The sequence below is a fragment of the Pseudomonas sp. NFACC08-1 genome (assembly GCF_900106735.1).
Taxonomy (GTDB): domain Bacteria; phylum Pseudomonadota; class Gammaproteobacteria; order Pseudomonadales; family Pseudomonadaceae; genus Aquipseudomonas; species Aquipseudomonas fluorescens_Q.
The window spans coordinates 97,974-114,580 of the sequence record NZ_FNNL01000011.1; the positions used below are offsets into that span (position 1 = coordinate 97,974).

General features: G+C 52.2%; 14 protein-coding genes and 1 other RNA gene. 11 read left to right on the forward strand and 4 right to left on the reverse strand.

Annotated elements, in window-relative coordinates; translation table 11 throughout:
• Positions 1-104 precede the first annotated feature (104 nt).
• The 6 genes from BLU76_RS21575 to BLU76_RS21605 all read left to right on the forward strand — a co-directional run bounded on the left by BLU76_RS21575 (position 105) and on the right by BLU76_RS21605 (position 5,694).
• The gene (locus BLU76_RS21575) at positions 105-383 is read left to right on the forward strand and encodes a hypothetical protein (RefSeq protein ID WP_063322997.1); all 279 of its coding nucleotides are present in this window, start codon (positions 105-107) and stop codon (positions 381-383) included.
• Between the two features lie 92 nt (positions 384-475).
• Positions 476-872, forward strand: a transfer-messenger RNA (tmRNA) gene (ssrA, locus tag BLU76_RS21580).
• A gap of 183 nt (positions 873-1,055) precedes the next feature.
• Positions 1,056-2,312, forward strand: coding sequence for an integrase domain-containing protein (locus tag BLU76_RS21585; RefSeq protein WP_092224301.1), 1,257 nt, complete (start codon positions 1,056-1,058; stop codon positions 2,310-2,312).
• 138 nt (positions 2,313-2,450) lie between these two features.
• Positions 2,451-3,611 carry an STY4528 family pathogenicity island replication protein gene (locus tag BLU76_RS21590; protein ID WP_092224303.1) on the forward strand — a complete coding sequence of 387 codons (1,161 nt, stop codon included), beginning with the start codon at positions 2,451-2,453 and terminating at the stop codon, positions 3,609-3,611.
• Between the two features lie 305 nt (positions 3,612-3,916).
• The gene (locus tag BLU76_RS21595; RefSeq protein WP_092224305.1) at positions 3,917-4,162 is read left to right on the forward strand and encodes a hypothetical protein; all 246 of its coding nucleotides are present in this window, start codon (positions 3,917-3,919) and stop codon (positions 4,160-4,162) included.
• Between the two features lie 437 nt (positions 4,163-4,599).
• Positions 4,600-5,694 (forward strand): hypothetical protein, encoded by a 1,095-nt coding sequence (locus BLU76_RS21605; protein WP_092224309.1) that lies wholly within the window; start codon positions 4,600-4,602, stop codon positions 5,692-5,694.
• Between the two features lie 286 nt (positions 5,695-5,980).
• Here the strand turns inward: BLU76_RS21605 and BLU76_RS21610 are convergent, their stop codons facing one another.
• Positions 5,981-7,213, reverse strand: coding sequence for an RES family NAD+ phosphorylase (locus tag BLU76_RS21610; protein ID WP_092224311.1), 1,233 nt, complete (start codon positions 7,211-7,213; stop codon positions 5,981-5,983).
• A gap of 444 nt (positions 7,214-7,657) precedes the next feature.
• Here BLU76_RS21610 and BLU76_RS31035 point away from each other — a divergent pair, with 444 nt between their 5' ends.
• Together BLU76_RS31035 and BLU76_RS21615 are read left to right on the forward strand one after the other, a co-directional pair.
• A complete protein-coding gene (locus tag BLU76_RS31035; protein WP_139211639.1) occupies positions 7,658-8,593 on the forward strand; it encodes a macro domain-containing protein in 936 nt (311 codons plus the stop codon).
• Positions 8,594-8,602: 9 nt separating this feature from the next.
• Positions 8,603-9,043 (forward strand): adenylyltransferase/cytidyltransferase family protein, encoded by a 441-nt coding sequence (locus BLU76_RS21615; RefSeq protein WP_092224313.1) that lies wholly within the window; start codon positions 8,603-8,605, stop codon positions 9,041-9,043.
• Between the two features lie 725 nt (positions 9,044-9,768).
• On the opposite strand, the gene BLU76_RS21625 is transcribed toward BLU76_RS21615, so the two are convergent.
• On the reverse strand, positions 9,769-10,911 hold the full coding sequence (locus tag BLU76_RS21625; protein WP_256572692.1) for an ImmA/IrrE family metallo-endopeptidase: 1,143 nt from the start codon (positions 10,909-10,911) through the stop codon (positions 9,769-9,771).
• Positions 10,912-11,515: 604 nt separating this feature from the next.
• Here BLU76_RS21625 and BLU76_RS31590 point away from each other — a divergent pair.
• Positions 11,516-11,668 (forward strand): hypothetical protein, encoded by a 153-nt coding sequence (locus BLU76_RS31590; RefSeq protein WP_170867313.1) that lies wholly within the window; start codon positions 11,516-11,518, stop codon positions 11,666-11,668.
• A gap of 160 nt (positions 11,669-11,828) precedes the next feature.
• Here the strand turns inward: BLU76_RS31590 and BLU76_RS21630 are convergent, their stop codons facing one another.
• The gene (locus tag BLU76_RS21630; protein WP_139211641.1) at positions 11,829-12,362 is read right to left on the reverse strand and encodes a hypothetical protein; all 534 of its coding nucleotides are present in this window, start codon (positions 12,360-12,362) and stop codon (positions 11,829-11,831) included.
• Between the two features lie 381 nt (positions 12,363-12,743).
• On the opposite strand from BLU76_RS21630, the gene BLU76_RS21635 reads away from it, so the two are divergent.
• Positions 12,744-13,850: an ATP-binding protein gene (locus tag BLU76_RS21635; RefSeq protein ID WP_256572697.1), complete on the forward strand. Its 1,107-nt coding sequence runs from the start codon at positions 12,744-12,746 to the stop codon at positions 13,848-13,850.
• 299 nt (positions 13,851-14,149) lie between these two features.
• On the opposite strand, the gene BLU76_RS21640 is transcribed toward BLU76_RS21635, so the two are convergent.
• Complete coding sequence (locus BLU76_RS21640) at positions 14,150-16,027, reverse strand: AAA family ATPase (protein WP_092224339.1); 1,878 nt, start codon at positions 16,025-16,027, stop codon at positions 14,150-14,152.
• A 234-nt stretch (positions 16,028-16,261) separates the two neighbouring features.
• Here BLU76_RS21640 and BLU76_RS21645 point away from each other — a divergent pair, with 234 nt between their 5' ends.
• A complete protein-coding gene (locus BLU76_RS21645) occupies positions 16,262-16,603 on the forward strand; it encodes a hypothetical protein (protein ID WP_256572693.1) in 342 nt (113 codons plus the stop codon).
• Positions 16,604-16,607 lie beyond the last annotated feature (4 nt).

The following is a 16,607-nucleotide window of genomic DNA, read 5'->3' on the forward strand; positions in this document are numbered from 1 at the left end:
GGGCACAGTCCACTGATCAAGTCCCGCAAACGCGGGACCTTCCAAAAACTGGTAGCCGTCCTGATGGCCAGCGATGCCTGGTCCCTCAGTTCAAGGAGAGACACATGAAACGCTCTGTACTGCTAGGTCTGTTCGTCACTGCCTCCATGCTAGCGTCGTCTTCGTTTGCCGCCGATCTCTGTGATACCAACCTCAAAGCCATCGAGAACGCGAAGAGCCAGTATCAGGGCTCGGATATCGAGGCTAAAGTCGAGGCCAGCGTCCAGCAAGCCAAGGCCCATCAAGCCCTGAACACCAAGGAAGGCACCGAGAAATGCATCTCCGAAACCACCCAGACCATCCAGGAGATCCAAAAGGTCAGCACAGACGGTAAAAGCTCCTGACCGCTGGGCCAACCTTCGGGTTGGCCTCAGACGCGGATTGGCGTACACTGCACATGCCTGCCGCTCCTACAGATTCATGGAGCGACAGGTTCGGGGCCGTTTAGGATTCGACGCCGGTTGCGAAACTTTAGGTGCATGCCGAGTTGGTAACAGAACTCGTAAATCCACTGTTGCAACTTCTATAGTTGCCAATGACGAAAACTACGGCCAGGACTACGCTATCGCTGCGTAAGCAGCCTTAACGCCTGAGCTTCTGGTACCTTCGGGTCCAGCAATCACGAGGGGATGTCCGTAAACCCAAAGTGATTGTCATATAGAACGGAATCGCCGTGCAGTACGTTGTGGACGAAGCGGCTAAAACTTACACAACTCGCCCAAAGCACCCTGCCCGTCGGGTCGCTGAGGGTTAACTTAATAGACACGGCTACGCATGTAGTACCGACAGCGGAGTACTGGCGGACGGGGGTTCAAATCCCCCCGGCTCCACCATTTCATCATCTAAAGACGTCCACGGACGTCTTTTTTTGTGCCTGAAACCCAGTAAATACGGGGATTTCAGCGCCATCGAGCTCCATAGCACTTCACGCAGATCCATTTTGAAATGTATTCCAAGACGTATTCCAAGCCCGCGGCTGGTAAATTTTGGAATACACAAACAGCGTTGGAGTACCCATGGGCGCCCAAGCCACACGCCTTTCAGACCTGAAAATCAAAGCCGCAAAACCCAAAGCCAAGGACTACATACTGACCGATGGCAACGGCCTCCAGCTGCGAGTCCGAACCAATGGTTCAAGGCTATGGAATTTCAACTACGTCCATCCCGTGACGAAAAAACGGATCAACATGGGGCTGGGTACATTCCCTGAGCTCAGCCTGGCTCAAGCGCGAAAACGCACCGTTGAGGCCAGGGAATTGGTCGCCCAGGGACTGGACCCGAAAGAGCAGCGCGATGCCGATCGCCAAGCGAAAAAAGCCGCGACAGAGCACACCTTTCAAAACGTCGCGACGGCCTGGTTTGAACTGAAGAAAGATTCCGTAACAACCGCCTACGCTGAAGACATTTGGCGCTCGCTCACGCTGCACATCTTCCCCGATTTACACGCGACCCCAATTTCCGAAATCAGCGCTCCCCAGGTCATCAAGCTGCTTAAGCCACTTGAGACCAAAGGCAGCTTGGAAACGGTCAAGCGCCTGACCCAACGCCTCAACGAAATCATGACCTACGGGGTGAACTACGGACTCATTCATGCCAACCCCCTGAGCGGAATTCGATCAGTCTTCAAAAAACCAAAGAAAAAAAACATGCCGGCATTGCCCCCCGATGAGCTCAATGAACTCATGGTGGCGATTGCCAACGCCAGCATCAAAAGAACCACCCGGTGCCTCATCGAGTGGCAACTCCACACGATGACTCGGCCGGCAGAAGCTGCGACCACCCGATGGGCTGACATCGACTTCAAGAAGAAGATCTGGACGATCCCAGCGGAGCGCATGAAGAAACGTCGCACACACATCATCCCGCTCACGGAGCAAGCTTTGGCGCTCCTGGAAGCCATCAAGCCCTACAGCGGACACAGGGAGTACGTGTTTCCCGCCGACCGTAATCCGCGCACCCATTGCAACAGCCAGACCGCGAACATGGCGCTGAAACGCATGGGCTTTGAGGGGCGACTCGTAAGCCACGGAATGCGCTCGATGGCGAGCACCATCCTCAATGAAAAGGGTTGGGACCCAGAGCTGATCGAAGTTGCGCTTGCCCACGTCGATAAGGACGAGGTACGTAGCGCCTATAACCGAGCGGACTACATTGAGCGCAGACGGCCGATGATGCAGTGGTGGAGTGAACACATCCAGGGAGCAGCTACCGGCAATCTCTCGGTATCAGCAACCATCGAAAGCAATGATCGGAAAGTCGTCGCCATACGCTGATGAAGGACTGTCATCGGCGATATGGAACAGCGATAAATCCGGTGGTGATGCAAATCGTATTGTCGAGTTACACGAAGGTTGATCCGCGATGAGATGCAGAGGAACGGGCCGTCGTGGCCCATACCTCGGAGTCATCTCATGGCAGACCTACGCACTCACCAGAACTCACAAGACCAAGATGCTCTGAGCGCTACCTTGACGGCGCTCATGCTCGATCAGCGCCTTACCCCGTTGGAGCGCAATGGCTGGCAGGTCCTGCGCATGCTTCGCACCGCTGATGGCCTCAGTCCGCTCGTGAACATGGGGCAGCTGCGCCGCTATCTCACGTGTACTCCCTGTGGGCAGCGAGCGGGCGCTGCCACGGCTTGGCGCGCTTTAGCGGTACTGCGGCTTACAGGATGGATCAGCTTCGTAAGGCAACATTGCGATCTCCTGACTGGCAATGTTCAAAGCGTGCTGTATCGGGTCAATGAGCGCGCCCTAAGCTTCCATGAAGCTTGTGCTCTCGACGACAGCCTGGAGGAGCTTATGGCTACCTGCATCAGCCATGAAAACAAACAAATCAAGCATCTTGCCGAGCACGTTCTGGCGACTTCTGAGCAGACGCCTGAACATCCCCCCATTGCCATTCGGGAGCAACGGAACAAAGACGATGAACCACCACCCTCCGCGCCATCGCGAAAGCGCCCTAGGGTCAATCGAACATCCACACCCACTGCTTCCGCAAACAGATCGACCGTTACACAGCAGACCAAACAGACCCGCCAGATACCTCAAGAGCAACACCGTACGTATAAGACGTATTTATACAAAGAAGAACGTACGTACCGCGCGCATACGCGTGAGGAAAGCGATTCATCGTCACTCCCCCTGGCCTTGCCGCCATGCCTGGTCAGCGCCAAAGCAGACCAGCAACGAGACGTGCTAGCGGCCTTGAAACGGTTGCCGTCACACCATCGCCAGGACGTGCTGGACGAACTACAGGCACGCAGCCAAAGCGGCACAGTACGCAATGTCGTCGCCTATTTCTTCGCCCTAGCGAAGCGTGTGTTGGCCGGCGAGTTTCACTTGTGGGCCGGCCGCAAAAAACAGAATCAAGCTGGCGAGCCAGTTGCAATGCCGCCCGCACCCCGCGTTCGCACAGAAGCGCTCAAGAAGCCACCAGAGCGCTCGGCATGGCGCGAAATTGGCCGGCCACACATTGCCAACATGCGAGAAATCCTGGCCGGTCCTAGGGGCGCTGGAGACTTGGCGGCACAGGTGATGAAAGGCAAAGGGTGGCAGGCGTGCCCTGCATAGGGCGGACGTTCAACGCCTGTAAACTCATGAATGTCCGGTGCTATTACCCAACATCTGGTAACACTCGATAGCCGGTTTGTGAATTGACAGAAAATGTCCGTGGGAGCACTTTCACGAGTGCATATCAGCCGTCAGGATCATCAAGACGGCGCTGCGGTTTTCCGCAGGATCCGCCCAATGACCGCATCGCTTCCGGCAGCGCGGACAGTCGACTTGAGTGTCGAAGGAAGCAAGCTATCCCCATCCCACCCACGACGGGCCTCCCCCGTCCTGGGGCAGGCCTTTCTTTGTTTTTGGAGGCCTTAATGAAAAATCGACTGGCAATGTACAAAGCCCTGAAGGCTATCAACGTGCCCGAGCAGCAAATCGAAGCAGTTATCCAAGCCATGGACTCTCATGTGCATTTATCTTCTGCAGGTAAATCCGATCCCGACATAGCGCAATTTCGGGCAGAGCTATCCCGGGTTGAGGTAAGCCTCGTTATGAATATCGGTGTGATGCTCTTCGTCGCGACGGCGATTCTCTTTGCCGCGGTCGCGTTTATTCGTTAACGAGACCACCTTTTCCGTTGGTACCAGGAGCCACCTGTTCTAGGACAGGTGGTTTTTTCTTGTGTACAAGTCACTGGATTGTGCAGGCCGTGCTTTCAAGGTGCAGGCGTTAGAGTAAGTGAAGAGCTTTGACTAGATGCACCGATCGGTCGATTCTGTTGAAAAAGTCGGCCATGGTTCCCTCGGCAGAAAAGTATACTCGCGAGATTGAAATCTTTACTTTGAGCGGAGGCTTCCGGGCTCCGACTTCACGTAGGAGCGTGCAAAAAAGACGTTTTCACCGATCAACAATGAGACCGTTTCGGCAGAGCGACTTTTTCAACAGAATCGGTCAGAAGCGGTCCTTCACAACAGGCAGAAATCGGCCAATAGCTGCCGATCATGACATTTTATGCGACTATGATTCTAAGGACTCAGTCCCTTTTGGCTAGCAGGCAATGGCACACGAGTTTGATTACATTTATACATTAGAGGCTCGCAGCGATTCCACGCTGGAGATCCTAGAGAGCGTTTTTCAGCTGGATACCGAACAGATGCATCGAACCATTTGGGGCTCCTATTTGGCGTTACGTGCTGGGCTCGATGCAAAGGGAATCGACTACAAAGAACTTAAGAATGCACTCATCCCGCTGACTAGAAAAAAGATAGAAACGGTTTTTCTTTTCGACTGGACAAAATTCAGCAGTAATTTTTATGGCCACGAGGTCATGGGCATGCTTTTGCCCAAACTTGATCGAGGAGGCGCTCGGAGCGTCCTGTATGGAGACTGGATAGGAGCAACAGGCTCGTTTGCTCGAGTATACGAGGAGTGCTATGGCGAAACGAGCTTGAAGGCTCGCTTTCCGAGCGCTTGGCTTAGGGACACTGTGGCTCTTTACTATGTAAATAATTTGACGTCTTCGGGCAAACAGGCACTCGCGCAGTCCTTTTTACATCATCCCGCATATATGGGTGCATTGGATCTAACCTATACAACGCTCATGAAAGCCATGATTTCAACAATGTTGATAAGAGCATTCGTTCAGTATAAGAACATCATCATCGATACCCACGACGATGGCCTCGGCCCCCATCACAACGAAGGCTATTTACCTTGGGACTTCAAGACGTCCGGATTCGCAGTGAAGAGCATAGAAAGCTCACTATACCGTATGTTCCTATCCTACAAAATCGAGCGACCCGTGCTACAACATGAACATGACGTAGCAATGTCTCTAAACTCGCTAACGCCTTACCCCGTACACGTTAGAGACTGCATCCTGGATATAGATGAGAAAAGATTGACTTACCTTCGGCAGGATCACGCACCCGCACTAATGCATGCTGGATTAGCCGAAATTACAGCCGAAGAACTGTCTAATAAGATCAATGAAAAGCTACGTGCTGGCTATATTTACAGTATGGGGCGCTCCAAAGAGGATGGCACTTTGAAGTTCAATGTCGTCGTTGAAGAAGTCGGTCGATCACGCATGCTTTGTGGGTTGAAATACTTCCCATCTGAAAAGCGGGTAACCATCCTCACGCTCTTCTGATGTCATTTCCGTAAGACGACTGCACAAAACCTCAGAAGCCGAGTGCACTAAGGCGGTGAAGGAGATCGGATCTATCAGGTGAATTGCCCAAGTTTTCGTAGTTACCATACGACTGCTTCTGGCCGACTCCCGCCTGTGGTGACGGGCAGAGGGCGGCCAAAAGCAGCCGTTTGGGAGGGGATTATAAAATTGCCCCCTTTTTCCTTCAGCGAGCCTTGTAAGCAGGGCTGTTAGGCGGACTATCTAGCACTCGCAGCCGGGTATTGCAATAAGCTAGGCAATGCCATTAGTTGGTTGGGTTTATCGTGTGATAGTTAACGCGCGCTATTTCAAATACGGATAGTTCTTCCTGAGAAACGACAAGGTCAAATTCGGGGGCCCAATCGGGAGTCTGCAATGCCTCAGGTGTGCTCCTATCGAAAATCACGTAATTGACGCCACCTTCTCGCTGCACTGAGCGGAACGAGATGCCATCAAACCTCTGCTTTCCGTAGTATCGAATGAATTCAGCCAACGCTTGAGTCATTACATAATCGGTATCGGTAGCGCGCACAGGGCGAGCGATCAGATCGTGGAGATACTCAAGCATCAACCGATGGTCAGTGCGCTCTCGATAGCCAGGCTGGAACCAGCTGAGTTCTTTGTGCTGAAGCGCAGTAAGTGCAGTGAAATCAAAAAACTCCAAATACCGATTGGAGATAAATTTCCCTACCACCACCTTGTCTCCAATCGAAGGCCGTACCTCAGCAATACTTGTCTGGGCGTCTGCGGCCACGTAGAGCAAGGGAACGCCTGCCGGGCTCATCCGGTTGTTCGCCGCGCGATCCTTGGGGGGAGCTCCTAATTCTTTGGACGGATTTTTTTGAAACTCCTGGAGTTGCGTATGGGTAGCGGCGATTCGTGCTCGATAAAAACAGGTGTTTTCAGGGATTACCTTGACGACCGCGGTCGTGTCAGCATTTGAATCACTACCGGCCAGTATCGCTTCAGCCATCAGGGATTCAAAAAACCGGCTGGCGTTGGTATTGAAAAACCTACGACCATGAACTAGCTCGGTTGCTATTTGCGTCCACTCACTCTCGATCCACCACCGTTCCTGCTCTTCGGACTCGAATCGGCTGGATGCTCGGCAATATTCCTGCCCGTGGAAGTAAAAGTGTTCCTCATCTGCATCCGGGTCTATAAGCCGTTCGGCTACCGCGTCGCACACAGCTTCTGATTCACTGCGGATTGCATGACCTATGATTTGACTGAGCGTCATTTCGTAACCTGGGTAAAGCCCATAGTCGATGGCAAAATGATCTGAAAGTTTGTTCTTGATGGTCTCTGCAATTGTCTTGGAGGTGAGCGCCTCCAGCGTGGACGTTCCACAGGAAGCGCAAACCCGTGGCATCGCACGTTTGGAGGGGCGACCTTTGAGCCAAGTGTCACCAATGCACGCCAGGCACACAAACATCGACTCCTCGGCTTCCTCCTCGAGAAGGATCTCATGGAAGATGTCTGCTAATAGTGAAACCATCACATCGCCCCATTCTAGGATTTCGGCTCGGCCAGGATCCTATCATTACCCTACTGGTTGAGCGATCTGCAGTTGCGGGCGGAGGCTAAAATCTGAGCTATGAACCGTCCCTGACTTAATAAACGTTTCGAGTGCCTACTTTTGGCAATTGTGGTCCGTCGTCACCGGCAGAGGTCGGCCAGAAGCTACCCCTCTGGTATGGTAGCTCCTGCCTCATAACGGGCAGCAGTAGCCGGCTAAAAGGCCATGGACACGCTGCCGCCGACTTTGTAATCTCTGTGCGCTTTATATAGTTTTTTCTTTTGGTTTCATCTCGCAGTCTCCACTGCGCCTCTTGCGCTGTTTGAGGAGTTGTCCATTGACGAGAAAGCTATGATGAGGCTCGGATATTATTGCCAGCTTATGCCCCTACTTTTAATTAGCCAAGGAATTTGAGGCATCAGTATGAACAGACCCACCGCAGCAAGATATATTCTCGGATTAATTTTCGAAGCAGCAATAAGCAAATTAAAAAGACCACATAATGTATATTCAAAGCTATCAGTAACTGCGCTTATCATAGGTGGAGGAGCTTTAGTCACACCATTCTGGCAACAAGCTCTCGAAGGCACAGCGGTCACGCTTGAACTAAAGCCCATCAGCGGGCCAATTCCTTCCATCGTATCCGGTGTAATATTTCTTGTACTGGCGATCTTGTTTGCTGAGATATCAAGAAGAACAGGCGGATCCACAGCAAGAGAACCATTGGTGGATACAAAGGCAGTCAGCGAACCGATAGTTATCGGCAAGTCAAAAATCTACTGCTATTGTGGCTCTATTGTGGGATTAACCGAAGTCGAGGTCTTAGTTACATCAGAGAACAGATATCTTAAGCTCGGCGGGGTAGACGGAACCTCGGTGTCTGGCAGGGTAAGAAGGCTGGCCGCATCGTTTCGAGTAGATGGATCGCTCAGCGCCGACCCGCTTGGAGATTTCATAGATAAATGGAAAAAGTCACAGCCGCATTCGGGTCCTTACCAATTAGGAACAACCATTGTGTCACCGCCATTTAATGCCTGTGCTGTCGGCATAAAACATATAATTCATGCCGTAGCCCTTGAAAAGCGAGACGACGGCGTCAACCTGATTGATGAGCGGTCAATAAGGAAAATTATTCAAACTGCGATAAATGAGTGCGTAAATTCTTCCTGTAAATCAGTATTCATTCCAATTTTTGGATTAGGCAGCGGAAGGATCCTCGCTGACGAAGCGATCTCAAAAACCGTTTTACCTATCATAGAGGCTATCAAGTCCAATAATGTTGCCCTAGATATCTATTTAGGAACGTACAGACTAACTGATGCAGCACAAGCGACAAGCATGATTTTGAAGAGGTCGTAGGTACTAAACATGCCAAACATAACCATGCCTCACCAAAACGGAATTGTTGGTTATACTTCTGGGGTATTCGATCTTCTGCATGAAGGACATAGAAATTACCTGCGGGCATGCAAGGAAAGGTGTGATTTTTTAGTCGTTGGCGTTGATGAAGATGATATTGTCAAGAAAAACAAAGGTAGCAGTCGACCGTTTGAAAACGTTGAAACTCGAATAGAATCTTTAAGAAGAGAAGCTCTTGGTGATATTTTCTTCAAAAAGTCAAACTCATTTGAAGAGATATTCAAAGCAAACCATACCCAGAAATATTTCATCTCGGACGAACGAATTCTACAAAAAAGTAGATTAGCCCTCATATCTAGCTTGGGCATAGAGCTGGTGATTATTCCTCACACAGCAGGAGTATCAACCAGTCTCATTGCCCAATTCTGCAACCCGAAAACACAGACTTAGGCTAATAATTTCAGCTACCGGATGCCGTACCGGCGACGCGGTTCTTCAACGTTAGGCGATGACTGCTACTGGCCGGTTATAGCCTGTCGAGATCGGCAATAACCGGCCAGCGGGAACCGCTTTGACGCAACGGTAAGGCAGCCTCAGCCTACGGTGGAGGTGGAGGTAATGCGTTGCGAGCGCATTGAAGCGCTAGGAAATAAGCATCCTGGAGATGACGCGCCAGGCTACCTTCCATTTGCCGGTGTTGGCTCAGCACATTCGAGTGGTCTGAGTCATCAAGCTTCCTCGTGAAAATCAGCCAGCTGTGCAAATGAGGCGTCGTCTGCGTAGGGTGGTTACCTGCTGCCGATGATAACTTCCTAGCCCCTTGGTCATCCGTCAGCACAGCTAGGCCACGGCCCATTGCAAAGGCAATTGATGACAGCTCGCCCTTCCCCAGTCGCTTACGGCCCTCCAGCATACTGATGATCTGAAGGTCGCCCAGGTTGCAGGAATGGACTTCGAATTGGCCGGCGCAACGCGCCTCTTCCAATCGGCGTTGAAGCTCACGTGTGACGGCGGTTGGCAACGTGCGAGGCTTGATTAAGCACTCATAGTTCACGAAGCCGGTGACACAGAAATGGCATTGAGCGGCTAACGCAGCTCTGTACAAAGTGGTAGACGATAAAAGGTTCCAAACCGAACATGTATCTGTCACGTTGATGGGGTGGAAGCGGGACGGGTCAATCGACATTGGGCGCCCTCCCGTAAAGAGCGAGCAAATCCTGCAATTCTGCGGAGTCACACAGAAGTGCCTCAGCTAGGCGGCCTTGAGTTATCAGACCCTGGCTCGCAGCATCCAAACATAGCGCAACGTAGCTGCTAGAAAGTCCCCTTTCTAATAGGCGCGTTTTGCGTTCTCGCTGCCGGTCTGTCAGATGAGCCGGCAACTCAGGGTCAATCTTGAGAGTCCGGGGAACCCGGCTGGATTTGATTCGTTGGAATACGTCTTCACTGACGAGCCTCTCGGCCTGTAGGCCTATGCTTAAGGCATGGCAACTTACTCGAAGCTCTTGTGCCCAATGCCCGGCGTCGGCCTGTGTCCATCGCTCAGGATTGGGAAGCTGCCGGAGGACTTCCGGGGGCATAAGATACCGGGAAGCAAAAGTGTTTGCGCGCAGTTCTACGTAGTCGTTCTTATCAGTGCGGGAATACGTGATGCTGGGGCCACCTTCCGCATCGAAAAGCGCATGGGCCATTTCATGAGCTGCACTAAACCGCTGCCGATACACATCCTCGCTGTAGTTAACCAGAATGCATTTTCCGGCCTTGGGATGAATCAGAAACAGGCCTGAGATATTGGAGTTGCCTAGCTTGCGGCGGAACACGTGCACGCCTGTTTGGCGGATTTCGCCATAGACATCCCTTGGTACTTCATTGCTCTGGTGCTGATTGAAACGGCGGAAAGCCTCAGCCGCTTTGATCCCGTCGGTCTTGAAATGCCCCGATACCGGGGGTACCAAAAACTCGCGATGGGCGGCATTCAGCTCCTCCATCAGGAGGTGCTCAGTTTCGCAAAGATAAAGAAACTCCTGAATACCCCTGCGATCATCCTTGGTGAATTCACTACCGTGCTTGCGATACAGAATTTCTGCTTGCTCAAACGGAGCTAGCTGCTCATTCGAGATGAAGAACTTGAAGTCACAACGATAGAGGTCGGCCAGCATAAGCACCTCATCGCCCGTGGGCTCCAAAGTCCCCGCCTCAACGGACCGTAACCGGTTGGGAGAGATGCGAATGGCCACACTCACTTCCTCCACGCTCAGCTGAAGCTGCTCGCGATAGCGAGACAACTTCGAGCCTAGGGCTATTAGGTTTATCGTCATGCCCGTTCTCCTTGGTGGGGCAGGACGATCCTATATGTCGTTGCCCGTTCTTTCCAGTCAACCGGTTCAGATGAGGCTGAGGCTGTTGCTCCTGCCGTATTTCACCTGTCGCTAATAAGTGGACAACACAGCTGTTTGGGGGGCTGTTGATGTCGTCGACGTGAACTGCGGAAGCTGAATCATGAACCTGAATCTCACCGCCGCAGGAGAGCCACGATGAGAAAAAAAGGGAAGCGATGGGGTGGAGTTGGGGTGCTGATGACTGCTTCTGGCCGGTTTCTGCCGGTCCATTCTCGTGCAAGAAGGTTGAGAGGAGCGCGAGCCTATTTCTCCCAAGATTAGCAATTCAGGTCTTGCCGACCTATGGAGTATTCACTTGGGTCGCGTCTGGGAATTCACCTTCTTCGGACGCGATTTTGACCAATAGCGGCCTAGATGGCATGATCTCCCCAATTGACGTTATCGACCTCTATCGATGGCGCCATTGAACCGGTTGGGTGCCGTGCCCTGTGTCTGGTAAACACAAAATAGCGGCACAGTCTGAACCAGTCTTCTCCCAACCAGCCGCAATTTGGGACTGAGAAGACAGTTCTGGAGGGATATGATGAATATCACTACTCAGAGCGGTTCAGCGGCTTTGGCCGGGCGCCTCACCGCGTTCGGCGGCGTGGTCGGCACACTTTGTATGTCGGGTTGCGCACCGGTAACCGCCGTTTTTCTGGTGCTCGTCGCCGCTATCGTTTTGTCGAAGGTCTGAGCCGTCAAGGCTGGAGCTAACCCCGCTGGCGGGCGGGGCGCTCATTTACCTCAACGCTGATCGGAGCATTGGCTACGCCCTGATCGAGGTGCGACCACTAAGCAACTTGCTTTAAAACGCTCATACTTTACCGCTCCAACTACGACCGAGTCGAAGTCACCTAGTTTGCAGCACTACCAAAGAGTTCATGCCCGGAGTTCAAGCTCTGGAAAGACTTAAGCTTGGCGACAAACAGCTCCGTTTTATCTGTGGGATAGATGAACGGCAACCGTACCAATCCGTCCGCTCTGCATACCGCAATCCGGTTGTTGCCTCCTGTGATCACCAGGCAGCCCATATTGATATCCAACATGGGCGGCGTCATAACGCCTCCGTTACTCCAATGTAGAATCACTCCTGCAACTTTATGGGCAGCAATGGTCCAAAGCTCTGAGTCACCCCTTCGGCTGTGACCATGAAGCGAACTGTCCAGTTCGATCAAATCCGCTTCACCAAACCGGTACTCAGAAGGTAAATAATCGTCCGGAGAAGCCCCATCCTCCGCGCGGTAAATATTCGTCGGGCTGAAGTCCCATACAATTCGAAAGCCCGCAGGCCATTCTGGACGCGACTTCCCGATGATGGCACGAGCCTCGCGCTGCGAACCCTCACAGGTTCCCATAACCTTACTCCTTGAAAAAATCGCGAGTTTCAAATTTACCACTTGCCTCGCATTACATGCGCGAGGAGATGCCACTTCCCTCATAGCAAACTGAGAGCGAATTTGATGCCGTAGACACTGGCGCCTACGTCACACAACTAGGTGCCCAAATTCTCGATGCACCAGATTGTCGGGACTGGGTCGAATGCCTCCTTTTGGTCGGAAGCTGTCCTCATAGACGGCTGCCTTTGGCCGGTGGCTGCCGTTGATAGGCGGCCTTTAGCAGAAGATCCCCAGCCCCTTCTCAGGTCAACTAACCCCACCTACCGCTCAGGGAACAATCATGCTCAAATCGGGCATATACCAAGTCAAGGCGTGAGGGTGAAAATGATAGAACTGCTGAGTATGCTGCGCTAAAAGAGCGAGAGCACTGATATTGACTTCAAATCTGCCCAGTACCGCTTCAATAGCGGCACTGAGGCCGACAAATCAGAGCTGCTCAAGGATATTCTCGCAATTGCCAACTCTTGGCGGGAAGGCACTTGCTACATCCTTTTAGGATTCAAGGACCAGCGCCCCCATCCTGCTGAAGTCGTCGGCATCCAAGATAGCATCGATGACTCTCGGATTCAGCAGTTCGTGAATAGCAAGGTGAAACCGAAGCTGACGTTCCGCTACGAGGAGCATCTGTACGAAGAGAGGACCGTAGGCATCATTATCATTCCCAAGCAGAAGCGTCCGTTCTATCTCGCAAGTGCTTACGGCAAGCTCAAGAGCAATGTGGTGTATGTCCGCCGAGGTAGCAGCACTGATGAGGCAGAGCCGGTCGAGACCATCGCGATGGCGAATGAGGATACTGGTCATGGTAATCCTAAAGTAGAGTTGGTTCTAATGACTCCCGAGAATAAAGAACTTCCCAGTACGTTCGCTCACACCTACTTGCAGTTTACCGAGGAGTTCCCGGATTTCGAAAGGCCACGCAAGCCCCGTAGCCCTTTTGATCCGCCTGAGTTTGTAGGCCTCGACAGAGACAACAGGGACTTCTGGCGGGAGTACGGTGAGTACACACGTTTAAACCAGGCACTCATCGCGCTACGATTCGTTTTAATTAATCGATCCAATGTGCAGCTGTCCAACTCCAAGCTAGAGGTAACGGTAGAGGCCATGGACTCCCAACCGGTTCAAATGCTCGCCGGATCCGATTTACCTGACGAGCCTAAGCCTACATGGAACATTTCCAATCACTTATATTTGCAAGAGGTTTTAGCCAAAAAAGATGTGAACCTGAAGGTAGATGAAAGTGGCCGAACTCCGATATGTCACATTCGTCTCGGGTCACTCTTGCCTGGAGAGCAAGCCCGATCGGAGTTGCTTGCGATCCTCCCGCAAGCCCCTGGCAGATTGCGCCTAGGCGTGCGCGTCCTAGGGGGTGAGTTGACTACACCGATTGAGGAGGAGCACTTAATAGAGACCACAGGAAAAGTTCTATCTCTGGACTTTGAAGGCTACAAGAAATCCCTCTTCGCGGAGCGAGGTAGGTGAGAACATGCAATAGGCTTTGCTCCGATGGCAATGCTATCCGCAGGAGCTTTTGCACCGGCCTACGTGGAATTGTTTGCGGCTTGACGTCTGCCAAATAGATGGGAACCAGAGTAGCCTAAGCCTTAACTTTTCATACTCCACAAGTGGCGAATAATCGATCGCTCCGAACTCTGTAAGCTGCTTGATGCAGTCTTAGAAGATAAGTCGTATAAGGACGTAGTCTGACTTCATGATCAGTGCCACACCCACTTGGGTGTAGCTGCACCAGTACCTCATGAGCAGGAGCACAACCCCCTCCTTCAAGACTGTTCGAATTGCTGGGCAAGGAAACGAAGCACTGCGTGGAGATTCTCAAGCCCTTGCGGCGAGAAGATATCTTCGCCTGTCTCTGCTTTATGGTAGTGCTCCGCCAAGAACAGCCCATATTGATCCTTGCTGGGTGATGTACTCAGTCCCAGCGTCCTCTGTGCGAGCCCAAAGCTATCCTGGCCCACCAGGGCTTCCAGCGCCCAAGACTCATAGGTCGCATCGATATCTGCAAAGGTGATTACGGACGAGTCGGGTAGGAGCCACTTCTTGCGGTATCGATCACGTGCGTCTCGACCCGCTTTATCATCATCCAAGAGGACTATAAATTTTTCCCCCCGTCCCATGAGCAAACTGATCAGGTTCCCAGACGAGCTCGAACCGACACCCGGGACGATGGTGAAGTTAATCGCGACGTCACACGTGGTCGAGGCCGCCTTGAACGCGTAGTAGTCCGAAATTCCCTCCACGATGACGAAGGGCGACGTGCCTACGATCTCAGGAACCACATACTGCAGACTCTCTATTACCGGCTGAAAGTGATGGCTTCTGGTCGGATACTTATCTAGAAATTGTCTGTACTTTATTGCGGCGATTTCAGCCGGTAAAAACTCAAGATCATACCCGTCAACGTCATCATGCTTGGCAGCGCGGTTCTCGACGATGTAGGCGCCTGAGAGCCACCTGGGGTCGACCATGTGGTGACTGTGAGTGGAGTAAATGATCTTGTCCCCATTGCCGATCATTTTCTCAAAAAACCTCAACAGTTCAACCTGGGCGCGAGAGTGCAGGTTGGCGGCAGGTTCGTCGAATACATAAATGGTTTTGCGCTTACTGTCTTCCAGCTTGAAGCCAGTGAGGAGCAAGAAGGTGAAGAACCACCTGAAGCCGATGGAGCGTTCACTGATCTTATAGTCAGAGTCACCGTTACTGACAGCAAAGGACACCATGGCAGTAGGTGTATCAGCCCTGGTGACAGACCACTGCAGCTCGACCCGCCTGGCTGTCGTCTCGCGCGCGAATATCCGCCGCCAGCCGCCAATCACCTCGCTCGTCAGAGCCTGGGAGATCTTCTTGAACACCGCATCAATCTGACTCTTTTCATGGCTTCGATAAAAGGTATCGAGCCACTGAGCGCCATGTTTCTCACGGTACTGCGCAATGCGTCTATTGATGTGCTCTTCTACATTATGATCTGCATACGCAATGATTTTTTCCACGATCTCCCGGTAGTGACGCTGCTCGTAACTCTCCCCCAGAAATGGGGCCAGCTCGATTTCCTCGGGTACGTTAATCAGAAATGTCGGGAAGTAGGCGACCGTTGGTACGCCTTCCACCACCAACTCTGCGATCCGCGCCCACACATCCACCTCAGGATTATCTGGGTATGCGAAGGGCTCAAACTCCTCCTCCCAAGGCAGCTTGACGTTTAACTCCAAGCCGAGACTTCCGCTACTCTCACCGTTCGGATCATTTGCAAAATTGATTTCTTTTGCAATACGGAATTTCTTGCCCAAGGCCTCGACATCCACCTCAAACCCGAGAGTCTCTGCAAGCCTCTCGATCGCCATTATTTCTTCTTCGTCCAGCTGCACCGTGGCGGCGACGGACACTATGCCCTGGAATGAACCCTTCTGGCTGGCAGGAATGAACGTAAACTCTTTGTTATTTTCTGGACTAAAGGTGTACAGACTCGAGACCGACTTATCGCTACTTACAAATTGCGATATCGCTTCGAGAATTGTGGTTTTACCACTTTCGTTAAGGCCAATGAGCATTACGATCGGCGTATCGATCTTGCCTGAAAGCTCAATGCGAGTACTGACAATGCCCTTGTAGTTCTTAATCTCAAAATCGAGGATTTTCGACATCAGCAAACACTACCCTGTGTTAGCACGAACCGAGCCACCCTAGCGTCAACCGCTAAACTTGGCATGCTTGAGCCCTGAACGTGACACCAAAAGCCCTTGCCTATCTATTGGCAAATTGGATCCGACAGGGTTAGAGTGATGGCACTCTAGCATTAGTCAAACCGCTGTCAACAGGCATCGACTTGACGTGTAGATAGCGCTGCGTTGTTTCACATAGGGATATTGGGGAACGTAATGTCAGGTTCAGATGGCAAGCTATTCCGGGACTACACAGCGGGAGCTCCCACAGAGATCACCTGTGACAGGCTTTACCTGCAGACTCATCTCGCCTCTCCGAAGGCCGATGTGGTTGAGCAGTTCAATGTCGGTGACACCCTGCAAATGACCGTGGGATACGCCGGCGCTGAGCTTTCCGCACTCGCTGTTTGGAACGGCCAGACCGCAGGAGGCATCGCATCACCTAAAGCGATCCGGTTAATCACGTGTATCGAGAACGGTACGGCCTACGTAGCGCTTGTGACGGCCAAGATTGGCGGCCAGGTGGCGCTCAAGATCTCTCCGGTCAAACAGGAGTGATTTG

Coding starts and splice junctions, on each gene's coding strand:
- BLU76_RS21575 (WP_063322997.1), top strand. CDS start 105: ATGAAACGCTCTGTACTGCTAGGTCTGTTCGTCACTGCCTCCATGCTA.
- BLU76_RS21585 (WP_092224301.1), top strand. CDS start 1,056: ATGGGCGCCCAAGCCACACGCCTTTCAGACCTGAAAATCAAAGCCGCA.
- BLU76_RS21590 (WP_092224303.1), top strand. CDS start 2,451: ATGGCAGACCTACGCACTCACCAGAACTCACAAGACCAAGATGCTCTG.
- BLU76_RS21595 (WP_092224305.1), top strand. CDS start 3,917: ATGAAAAATCGACTGGCAATGTACAAAGCCCTGAAGGCTATCAACGTG.
- BLU76_RS21605 (WP_092224309.1), top strand. CDS start 4,600: ATGGCACACGAGTTTGATTACATTTATACATTAGAGGCTCGCAGCGAT.
- BLU76_RS21610 (WP_092224311.1), bottom strand. CDS start 7,213: ATGGTTTCACTATTAGCAGACATCTTCCATGAGATCCTTCTCGAGGAG.
- BLU76_RS31035 (WP_139211639.1), top strand. CDS start 7,658: ATGAACAGACCCACCGCAGCAAGATATATTCTCGGATTAATTTTCGAA.
- BLU76_RS21615 (WP_092224313.1), top strand. CDS start 8,603: ATGCCAAACATAACCATGCCTCACCAAAACGGAATTGTTGGTTATACT.
- BLU76_RS21625 (WP_256572692.1), bottom strand. CDS start 10,911: ATGACGATAAACCTAATAGCCCTAGGCTCGAAGTTGTCTCGCTATCGC.
- BLU76_RS31590 (WP_170867313.1), top strand. CDS start 11,516: ATGAATATCACTACTCAGAGCGGTTCAGCGGCTTTGGCCGGGCGCCTC.
- BLU76_RS21640 (WP_092224339.1), bottom strand. CDS start 16,027: ATGTCGAAAATCCTCGATTTTGAGATTAAGAACTACAAGGGCATTGTC.
- BLU76_RS21645 (WP_256572693.1), top strand. CDS start 16,262: ATGTCAGGTTCAGATGGCAAGCTATTCCGGGACTACACAGCGGGAGCT.